The organism is Pyxidicoccus trucidator (assembly GCF_010894435.1).
Taxonomy (GTDB): domain Bacteria; phylum Myxococcota; class Myxococcia; order Myxococcales; family Myxococcaceae; genus Myxococcus; species Myxococcus trucidator.
In genome coordinates, this window is sequence record NZ_JAAIXZ010000020.1 from 200,388 (window position 1) to 210,858 (window position 10,471).

Here is a 10,471-nt window from a genome sequence, read left to right on the forward strand (position 1 = left end):
TTCGGCGGCACTCCGAGCATACAGCTCATCAGGTCTATCGGCAGTATCCGCTCAAGGTTTATCCTTCTCCCGCGCCATCGGGCGGGGGGCAACTTGTACGAGTTCAACTATCGGTCGAGAGCCGGACCACGCTCCTGCTCGCGACCTCGGCGCCGGAAGTTGAGAGCATGTCCAGGAACACCGCGCCCACACGCCCCGCCGAAGGAGAGGACACTTGAGCCCGCGTCTGCATCCCGTCGTACCTCCGGGCACGGACATCGGCGGGTACCTCGTGGAGGAGAAGCTGGGAGCCGGGGGCTTCGGTGCCGTGTACCGCGCCCGGCGTGGAGGGCGGCTCTACGCGCTCAAGCTCATCCCACTCTGGGGGCTGGCCGAGTGGGCCGAGCGCGAAGTGGCCATCCTCCTGCGGCTCAAACACTCCAACCTGGTACGCATCCGTGGGCACGGACAGTGGCCGGACGAGGCGCCTCAATACTTCTTCATCGTCATGGACTACGTGGAGGGGCGCCGGTTGGACGTGTGGGCCAGGGAGGAGAACCCCTCGGCCCGAGAAGTCGTGCTCAAGGTGCGCGGCGTGGCGCGCGGGCTGGGCGCCGCGCACCGGGCGAAGGTGGTGCACAGAGACTTGAAGGAGAGCAACGTCATCGAGCGCGCCTCGGACGGCGAGGCAGTGGTGGTGGACTTCGGCGCGGGCGGGTACGAGAGCGCCCCCAGCATCACCGGCGGAGTGCTGCCACCGGGCACGCCGGAGTACCGCGCGCCCGAGGCCTGGCGCTTCCAGCAGGAGCACGGGGACGAGCGTGGCCGCTCCTACCAGCCCGGCCCCTCGGATGACCTGTACTCGCTGGGCGTCGTTCTCTATTGGCTCCTGACAGGCAGGCAGCCCTTCCTCCCGGACGAGGCCGCAGGGGTGGAGGCCGTGCTCAACCGTGCGCCCAAGCCGCCTCATGTGCTCAACCCGCGCGTGCCCGAGACCCTGAGTGCCGTGTGCATGCGCCTGCTGGCCAAGGAGCCCGAGGAGCGCCACCCGGACGCCGACGCGCTGTGCGCGGAGCTGGAGGCCCTGCTGGCCCAGGCGGACGAGTCCTGGGACGTGAAACTCTGCGACGCCTATGGACCGGACACCGCCACCACGCTCGCGGCGGTGCCGCACGCGGGCGAAGACGAGCTGGTGCAGTGGCTGAAGAAGCGCAAAGCCCGGCCTCGTCGGGGGCCGCGTCCGCCACACGGCGAGGGCGCGCACGATCCGGACGCAAACGCGGTGGCCATCCAGTCCGAGCTGCCGCCCCCAGCTCATGCACGCCCCGGCCCCGCGCCTGCGCCGCCCCCGGTACAAGCCCGTCACTTCAATGCGCTGCGCGTGGCGATCGGGATGGGTCTGTTGGTGGGCTTGAGCGTGGGCGTACTGGTGATCGCGCTCAACCTGACGCCCTCCCCTGCTCCTGCCGCACGTCACGGACTGGAGCCCCATCCCAATGTGGCCGAGGACTCACCACCCGCATCTCCCGCGTTCGCGCTCACGTCCTGGGCTCCCGGCCAGGAAGTGGCGGCTCCCTGGAGGCCGCTGGAAGCTGGCGCAGCCGCAGCCGCGCTCAATGGCGCGCCCACCCTTGCGGCCGTCGCCCTTCCCGCGACGCTCTCCGAGGAGAAGGCTTCCGTGAAGAAGAAAAACACCGGCGTGTCCCCCGATCCGCAGCGCCCCCGGGTCGGAGCCGTTGGCAAGGCGCTCGGCCTGGGCGTCGCGGGCTGCATGGCGATGGCCTGCCCTGGTCCTGCTCCCCAGGTGCGCCCGACGCCCCCGCCCGAGGACTGCCCTCCAGGGGCCATTGAGGCCATGGAAGAACTTGGCCTCTTCGCCCCTGGCGTCAGACGGCCTACAACCACCTTCGAGCTGAGCCCCAAAGACGCCCAAAACATCATGGTCCGCGAGGGCACGACCACGGTTCGCATGCAGGAAGACTGGGGACGCATGCCGTACGGGACCCTGTTCTCCGGGCAGCTCCTCGTCGGCACGGAGCGGCGGGTCTACGGACGGCTCACCGAGGCGCGTACTCTTAAGAATGAGCGCATCCCCGTCTGCGTGCAATTCGTTGACCCCGAGGACGGCCGTATTGGACTCCAAAAGGCAGGCTTCACCAGTGAGTCCGGCGCTGCCTTCGTCTACTCCACCCTGCATTTGAAGGCCGTGCGCCGCTTCGAGTGAGGACCGACCGTGCCCGCGTCGCCCATCGCATTTCTCGTGGTGGTCATGCTCGCGTCTGGAGCCGCGACCGCCCAAACCCATCCCATGGCCTCGGGTCTCGGGGTGCGTCACATCGAGCTCCCAACCGACAGCACCGAGGCGACGCCGACGCCCGAGGTCCAGATAAGCCCGCGCAGGTCCACCACGTTCGAGTTCGACTCCGCCCTCGATCCGGCGAAGGTCGTGCTCGAAGGTGAAAAGCGCTTCTCGCTCGTGGACCTGGGGCGAAGCACGCTCCGGCTGGTGCCCTCGGAGCAGATCCTGCCCGGCGAGCGCCTGCGGCTGACGGTACGCTTCCAGGACGGTTCGGTACCCCTCGGGGCAGCCTTCGTTCTCGTCGCCCACCCCGCGCGCACCGAGCGCGTCATCGAGGTGTGGCGCCAACCACGCACGGCGGAGTCCTACCAACAGGAGGCGAAGGAGGCCCGAGCGGAGACCCAGCAGTGCCAGGAGGAGAACGCGAGGCTGCGGGCGGAGCAGAAGGGACTGGGCGGCATCGCGGGCCTCCTGGCCAATGGCGTCATCAAGGAGGAGAAGGGCGTCGCCGCGAAGCCCCTCCGCGTCAACGAGGAGGTCCGTCAGCATCCAGGCAACGCACTCTGGGCACAGCGGGCTTGGAGCTATCGCGCCCCTACTCGCGTGGCCATCGCGGTGGAGCTTGAGAACCCGGACGCCGCGAATCCCTGGACAGCGGAAGGCGCATCGCTGGTGAGCAGGGCGGGCGCGCCCCTGAAAATTCTGACGCTCTGGCAGAAGGCCCCGATTACTCGTGATGAGCCCGGGCGAGTCGTGGTGGAAGCGGACGCGACGCCGAACGCAGCGCAGGGGCCGTTCACGCTCAAGCTGTGGGGACCGGGCGGGCTGCGCACGCTCACGCTCTCCGGTGTGAGCTTCCCGTAGGCACCCCATCGGCCCCACGCGATCCACTACAGACAGGGACCAGCCCGGAGCACCTGCCGGCTTTATCTGGTATTACCCGACCTTGCGCCACTGATGGCTTCAGAGCGAAGGAGGCCAGCGCCAGGAGGGCTCCGCATGCTGCCACGATGGTCGATTCCCCTATTGCTCGTGATGCTGGCCGGATGCAGTAGCGCGACAAGAGCTGTGCGTCTCGACACGGGCTGGGGCAAGCCCATCATCTTCACCCCACGCTCCGGTGCCGCTGAACCGGTGGAATTGGACGAAGACGACTTCAAGGAGGCCGTGACGAAGTTGGGCCGCGACGTGCCCCAGTCCGCGCAGCCTCGGTCCGACGCTCGTCGACTGTTCTGGTCCCTGCGAATGATGCGTACGCTGGCGTACGAGGACACCTCGGCCTCGTGTCCGTTGGCTCAGGGCCGAATTCGTACAGCAACCACCTCCCACCGGTAGATGCATGGCGGCCGGAAGCGGATTCAGAACTCACGCGCGCCTACAGCCGCTGGTGCGAGCGGATGCAGAGCACCCGAGACTGCCTGCACCTGCTGGAGGACGGCCCCACGCTTGGTGAGGAAGCCAAGCGCACCCTGGCCCTCCAGTTCGCCATGGGCTCGGTCATGGACGAGACCCCCAAGAGGCGCTGGGAAAGATGGTGGATCCGGTAGCAGTGCGGAACACCCTCATCACGGCCGTGGCCGTGTACCTCGGCCTCTGGTTACTGCCCGAGCCGGTGAGTAAGGGCGTGGCCGCCACCCTGACGGTGTGCCTCATCGCCTACTTGGGCGTGGACACCGTTTGGAGCCTGATCGCAGGGTGGCGGCAGCTTGCCGAGGAGGTAGCGGTCGCCACGACTTTCGAGGAGGTCCGCACGGCTGGCGAGAAGTACGGCAAGGTCATGGGCGAGAACGCAGCGCGCGTCTTCGTCATGCTCGCGACCGCTGCCATTGGGAGCACCGCAGGGCTGGCGGTCAAGGCACCGGGTCTTCCGGGCTCAGCACAGGCGGCGAGGCTGGCCGAGGTCCAGGGCGGTTTCCGGTTCACTGCAATCTCGGAAGTGAGCTCGGTGGCGGTCCCCGTCGAAGGAGCCGTCACCATCGCGCTCGCTCCCGGTGCGCTGGCCATGGCGGCACGAGGAACGAGCGCCGGAACCACGGCGCCGGTGGACGCGGAGGGACCTTGGCACCACATCGCCTCCGACAAGTTCAGCACGTCCACCAACAACGGGGGGCCCTGGACACCCAGGTACCAGGAGATCTTCGACCGGGCGGGCATGTCGCTCGACGATGCGGCGAACCAGGTCCGAGTCCCGGGCCACAAGGGGCCACATCCAAGGAAGTACCATGAGGAGGTCTACGAGCGGCTGGACGAAGCAACCTCGACCTGCAAGAGCATCGAGCGTTGCCGAGAGGCGCTGACGAAGATCCTCGGTGTGTTGGCGCGCGAGATTTCGAAGCAAGGCACCCTGCTCAATCGACTGGTCACCCGAAGCGAATGACGGAAGGATGACCTCGTGCCACAGCGGTTCTTCAAGTTGACCGATGATGTGTACCTCGCCGGTCGGTGGGAGCTTGGACATCCTCTCGATCAGGAGGGCCGAAAGCTCGATGACCCGTGGCAGTTCAGAATCGGGCACCAGGCCGACTCGGACCAGCGCGTCAGGATTCCCATCAAGATCTCCGGCAAGCCGCTCGACTATTCCCATGCGGCATTCAGCATCCCCATCGTCCATGCCAGGGTGGCGTCCCTCTTCACCGGGGTGGCGCCCGACGACGTGCAGCTCATCCCGGTGGAGATCGACTCCCAGCCAGCTCAGCACTTCATCCTCAATGCCACCCGACTGGTGAAGTGCATCGACGACGTTGCGTGCGAGGAGGTGCGTTACTGGACCCCGGAGGATGGAATGCCCGAGAAAGTGGGTACGTACTCCTCGGTGTCCGGGATGCGCATCGACCCGGCGAAGGTGGGAGGCGCCAAGGTGTTCCGAACCTGGGGCTGGACTGTGGCCTTGATCGTATCCGAGAAGATCAAGGAGGCCATGGAGCGCGCAGGCATCACCGGCACGAAGTTCACGGACGTGACCGGCCCCGACTGAGCCAACGGAATCAAGCCGCTGGCCAGTTCAGACATTGCGAAGGGCGCTGCGCAAGCGACGCGAGGCGGCACTGCCCCCCCGCCCCGCCCCGCTCCCTCACTGAGCGTCCTTCGTTTCATACACCAGCGCCTCGACCCACGCCGTCTGCCAGTGCTGGTGGAAGTGCCGTACCAGGATGTCGTCGCACGTCAGGTTGGCAACCGCCGCCAACGCCATCGCATGCTCGCGCTGCTCCACTTGCCCGGTTCGCGCCACCCTCTGCAGTTCCTCCACCGCGCGCTCGGGCTGGAAGCGCAACGCCAGCACCGAGCGTGGTGGCTCGACTGCGGCCTCCTGCTGGACTCCCTTCCCCTTTCCCGCCTCCAGCGTCTCCTGCGCGGCCTGCCCCAGCAACGTCGCCGGCGGGAACCACACGAACAACGTCGGCAGCAGTTGCTCGGCCAGCGCCTCCCTTCCCAGCTCCCTGGCGCCACCCTTCCTCAACCGCTGGTCCGACGCCGTCAGCGCCGCCCAGTGGCTCAGCGGAACCTGCCGGCTCGCTATCGCCACGAATCCGGCCAGCATCGCCCCCGACGTGAGCAGCCCATGGTGCGTCCCCTCCAGGGCCTGCGCCTCCACGTCATAGCCGGTGTGCAACAGCCCGGCCTCGCTGTCGTACAGCCACCCGAAGTCCATCCCCTCTCTCAGCGCCCGTGCCCGCGCCTCCACCTCCTCCAGCCGCCCCTCTCCCGTGGCCGCCTCTCGCGCGGCGTGCAGCCCGCTCTCCACCGCCAGCAGCGCCGCGGCCAGCACTCCGCTCTCCGTCGTGCTGATTCGCCTGGGACTCACCGGCCTCCGCTCCCTCGGGTCATAGCTCGCCAGCAGATGCCCGCGATGGCGCTCCAGTCCCCCGATGGCCTCCAGGCTCGCTCCCACCCTGGACACCAGCTCCTCCAGCCCGACGTAGCCCAGGTGGTACGCGCTCAGCGGCGCCACCAGCCCCAGCGCCAGGTCCGTCGGCGACAGCGCCTTCGCCCCTTCGCCCTCCCCGGGTTGGCCGCCCGGCAGCGCGCCTTCCTTCGGCGCCCGCTGCTCGTACAGCTCCCAGCAGCTCCGCGCGATGGCTCGAAGCTGGTCCACGTGTGCCGGCGCCGCCGGAGCCGCGGCGGGCTGCCGGTCCCGGCGAGCGAACAGCACCATCATGGGGACCCACGCGAGCAGCAACGGAGCGGCCCAGGGCAGCGCCCACGGGTTGAACACGGCGAGCGCCCCCCCGATGCCGAGCGACAGCACCAACGCCCCCGATACCTCGGGCAGCGCGAGCAGCGTGCGGAGGGTTCGCGCCTCGCGGCTGGACTGGGCGTACGTCGTCCAATCCAACATCCGGCTCCGGTCGAGCGCGAGCTGATACAGCGTCCGGAGGACGGCGTCGAGCGCGACACCGGTGAACAGGAAGACGTTCCCCATATTGGCGATGGCGCCCACGAGGAGCCGCGGAATCGTGCCGAACACGATGCCCAGGCCGGAGACAACCGACCCGGAGTTCCACGCGGTACGGAACATGTGTCGCAGCGCCGCGCTCAGCGGGTTGCGGCTGCCCCACAGCGTCGCCCCGAGCGTCCACGCCCACGCGCTGCTGCTCGGGAGCCACAGCCACCCGTACGCGAGCACCAGGAGCGTGGAGAGGTGGTGCAGGCTCTCGAGGAGGGCGGACAGCAGCTTCCAGCGGTCGTAGAGGGACAGGGTATTCGGAACGCTGCGGCCATCCTGGGACGGCATTCGCGGCATGAGCCACGGCAACCACTGCCAGTCTCCGCGGACCCAGCGGTGCCAGAGGCGTGCGTAGACCGTGAAGTCCCTCGGATGACTCTCGAACACCTTGATGTCGTGCACGAACGCGACGCGCGCGAAGATGCCTTCGAGCTTGTCGTGGCCCAGGATGGCGTTCTCGGGGATCCGGCCCTCGAGGCTGCGCGCGAAGGCGGCGAGGTCGTAGATGCCCTTGCCCAGGAAGTCTCCCGTCGCGAAGAGACGCTGCTGCAGGAGCAACGGCACCTCGCCCTGGTGGGGGTTCTTCTTCTCCCGGGTGATGGACAGGGGCCATCCGCCCGTCGCCAGCCAGTGTGCCCGGGTCGGCTCCATGTCGATGTAGGGCTGGAGGAGCGAATAGCCAGCCACGACCCGCTTGCCGGTCGCGTCGAAGCGCGCCCGGTTCAACGGATGGTGGAGCGTCGCGACCAGCCGGGCCGCATCGCCGGGCAGCAAGTGGGTGTCCGCGTCGAGCGTGATGATGTAGCGCACCGTGCGCACGGGCTCGGGCACGATGACGCCCACGTAGCTCGTGTCCTGGGCGCCCAGCACCAGTCGGTTGAACTCGTCAAGCTTGCCCCGCTTGCGCTCCCAGCCCATCCAAAGGCGCGCGACGGGGTTCCACCGCCGCTCCCGGTGGAACAGGAAGAAGCGCGGCTGCTCGCGATAACCGTGGCGCTCGTTGAGCTCGCCGATGCCCCGCTCCAGCCGGGAGAGCAGCTCCTTCTCGCCGGGGAGCTCCTGCTCGGGCGCATCCCGGAAGTCGGTCAGCAGCGCGTAGAACAGCTCGGGCTCCACATTGCCCAGGTAGTTGATCTCCAGCATCCGCAGCTGGGTGTCGATTTCCTCTGCGCGAGCGACCAGCAGCGGCGTGACGACCAGGGTCCGCGTGTCTGGAGAGAACACCTGCCGCGGATCCAACCTCGGCAGTGGCGTCGCCTCGGCCACCAGTCTCGCGAGCACCCCGTTGAACCACTCCTGGAGGGTCATGAGGAGCAACGGCACGCTGACGACGGCCAGCAGCACGCGATGCAGCGCGGGAACCCCTTGAGTCGCAAGCAGCCACTCCAAGCCGAGGAGCGTGAGCGCCAGGAGCACGAAGAGCGAGCCCACATACGCATTTGTCGCATGCCGTCGCACGAGCCTGGCGGCGCGCGCGGGCCAGGGAGCGCGATAGCCCAGGCGGGCCTCGAGTGAGGGCCGCCCCTCGGCAATCAGCCAGGTCCCCACGTGCCGCTCGCGCGTGTCGCTGGCGTTGTGTTCCACGCCGAGCTGGAGCGCCTCGCGTGCGACCTCGACAGGCTCCTTCTTCGACCTGGCCGCCAGCTCCCGACAGGCCTGCCGGTACCGCTCGCGCGTGGGCTCATCCATCGCGGCGAACATCCCGGCGGGATCTCGTTCAAGGACCGAGTCGAGCTGATCTTCCAACGGGGCGCGCATTGACTCTCCAGATACAAGTTGGCATGAGGCTACCTCATCGGACGGTGCTTCCTCACGTCGCGTGAGCGCAGGGGGGGACATCACCCCTGTCTCGGGCTCGGGTGCGGGCTCCAGAACCGTTGCCATCCAGTAACATACGAGGAAGATGGCTCACGTCCGATGGGCGGCGTCATGCCCCCCCGCTCGCTACGGGCCCACGGATTCTGGCAAGCTCGCTCGCGCGGTCTCGTCGGGCAGCCCCGGTGAAGCACAGCCAAGTACTCCCATCATGATCTCCCTCTTCCTGCTGTTGCTCCGCCGTTCAAGTGCCTCGGTCATCACGATCGTCATCATCGGGAGCGTCGCCGGACTGTGTAACAGCGCCCTGCTCGCGCTGATCAGCGAGGTGTTGAGGGACCGGGCGTCCGTCACGACGATGATGATCGCGGCGTACGTGGCCCTGAGCCTGGGAGTGATGGTGAGCAACCTCCTCCCGGAGCTGCTGCTCGCGCGGATGTCTCGCACGTTCGCAGCCGAGCTGCGGCTGCGGCTCGGCAGACGCATCCTCGCGGCGCCCCTGCGCCGCCTCGAGACCCTGGGCCATGGCCCCGTGCTCGCCGCGCTCACGCAGGACCTGCAGACAGTGGTCGCCACGGCGTCGGCGCTCCCCTCCTTCGTGATCAACTCGACCATCGTGCTCGGCTGCCTGGCCTACATGGCGTGGCTCTCCCCGCAGGGGCTGCTGCTCGTGCTGCCCACGATGGCCGTGCTCATCGGCATCTACATCGTGGGGGCCACGAAGATGGCCCCGCACTGGCGCGGTGAGCGTGACGCGCAGGACGACCTGTACCGCCAGCAGCAGCATGTGCTCGAGGGAGTCAAGGAGCTCAAGCTGAACGGGCACCGTCGCGGCGAGTTCTTCGAGCACGACTTCGCGCCCGCCGTGGAAGGGGTGCGGCGCACGGGCGTGCGGGCCTCGGACAGCGGCGCGCTGTTCGGCAACTTCATGCACTTCTTCACGTGGCTCGTGCTCGGCCTGGCGCTGTTCGGCCTGGACCGCCTGAACCCGAGCGGCTCGTCCGCGACGCAGGGCTACGTGATGACGCTGATGTACATGTGGGGGTCCTTCCGCGGGGTAATCGAGAACGTCGGGCGCTGGACCCAGGCGGGCATCGCGCTCGACAAGCTCTCACAGCTCGACGTCTCGCTCACCGAGGCGATAGCGGACGAAGGCGCCAGCGACACGGCGCTCAAGCCCGTGCTCAGCGAGCGCCACGAGGTGCGCTTCTCCGGCGTGACGTACTCGTTCGGAGGGCATGACGGGCACGCGTTTCGGGTGGGCCCGCTCGACCTGGAGCTGCGGCCCGGGGAGCTGATCTTCGTCGTCGGCGGCAATGGCAGCGGCAAGACGACGATGGCCAAGCTGCTCACGGGGCTCTATGCGCCAGAAGGCGGGCAGCTGCTGTGGAACGGCGCGGCCGTGACGGACCAGAACCGCGAGGCGTATCGCAACACCTTCTCGGCCATCTTCGCCGACTTCCACCTGTTCGAGAACCTGCGCGGGGTGCCCTCCGAGGAGCTCACGGGGGCGGTGGAGGAGTACCTGCGGCTGTTCTCACTCGAGAAGAAGCTGCAGATCGTCGACGGTCGCTTCTCCACGACGAGCCTCTCGACGGGACAGCGCAAGCGGCTCGCGATGCTCGTGGCGCTGCTGGAGGACCGGCCCTTCTACCTCTTCGACGAGTGGGCCGCCGATCAGGACCCGGAGTTCCGCGAGGTCTTCTACCGCAAGCTCCTCCCGGAGCTGGCGGCGCGCGGCAAGGGCGTGGTGGTCATCACCCACGATGATCGGTTCTTCCACCTCGCCCACCGGGTCATCAAGCTCGAGTACGGACGGCTCGTCGCGGCGGCGTAGACACCTGCCCCAGGGACCAGGAGCCGCGCTGCGCCGGCCCCCATTCCCTGTTTTATCAATATACAAGATGAAACACGAAAACAGCACCGCCCCGAGG

The 10,471-nt window shown here is 68.0% G+C and carries 5 protein-coding genes and 1 pseudogene; 5 read left to right on the forward strand and 1 reads right to left on the reverse strand.

All coding sequences use genetic code 11. The features are described from left to right. Positions 1-214: 214 nt before the first annotated feature. From G4D85_RS39825 to G4D85_RS39840, 4 genes and pseudogenes are all read left to right on the forward strand, one after another. Entirely contained in the window at positions 215-2,203 is a 1,989-nt protein-coding gene (locus G4D85_RS39825; protein WP_164019474.1) for a serine/threonine protein kinase, read from the forward strand. 39 nt (positions 2,204-2,242) lie between these two features. Next, entirely contained in the window at positions 2,243-3,142 is a 900-nt protein-coding gene (locus tag G4D85_RS39830; protein ID WP_275900352.1) for a DUF2381 family protein, read from the forward strand. Positions 3,143-3,277: 135 nt separating this feature from the next. Next, positions 3,278-4,655: pseudogene (locus G4D85_RS51030) on the forward strand (AHH domain-containing protein). 15 nt (positions 4,656-4,670) lie between these two features. Next, a complete protein-coding gene (locus G4D85_RS39840) occupies positions 4,671-5,252 on the forward strand; it encodes an imm11 family protein (protein WP_164019476.1) in 582 nt (193 codons plus the stop codon). A gap of 96 nt (positions 5,253-5,348) precedes the next feature. On the opposite strand, the gene G4D85_RS39845 is transcribed toward G4D85_RS39840, so the two are convergent. Then, positions 5,349-8,423 carry a hypothetical protein gene (locus tag G4D85_RS39845; protein WP_164019477.1) on the reverse strand — a complete coding sequence of 1,025 codons (3,075 nt, stop codon included), beginning with the start codon at positions 8,421-8,423 and terminating at the stop codon, positions 5,349-5,351. A gap of 325 nt (positions 8,424-8,748) precedes the next feature. Between G4D85_RS39845 and G4D85_RS39850 the strand changes: the two genes are divergently transcribed. Then, positions 8,749-10,374, forward strand: coding sequence for a cyclic peptide export ABC transporter (locus G4D85_RS39850; protein ID WP_164019478.1), 1,626 nt, complete (start codon positions 8,749-8,751; stop codon positions 10,372-10,374). Positions 10,375-10,471 lie beyond the last annotated feature (97 nt).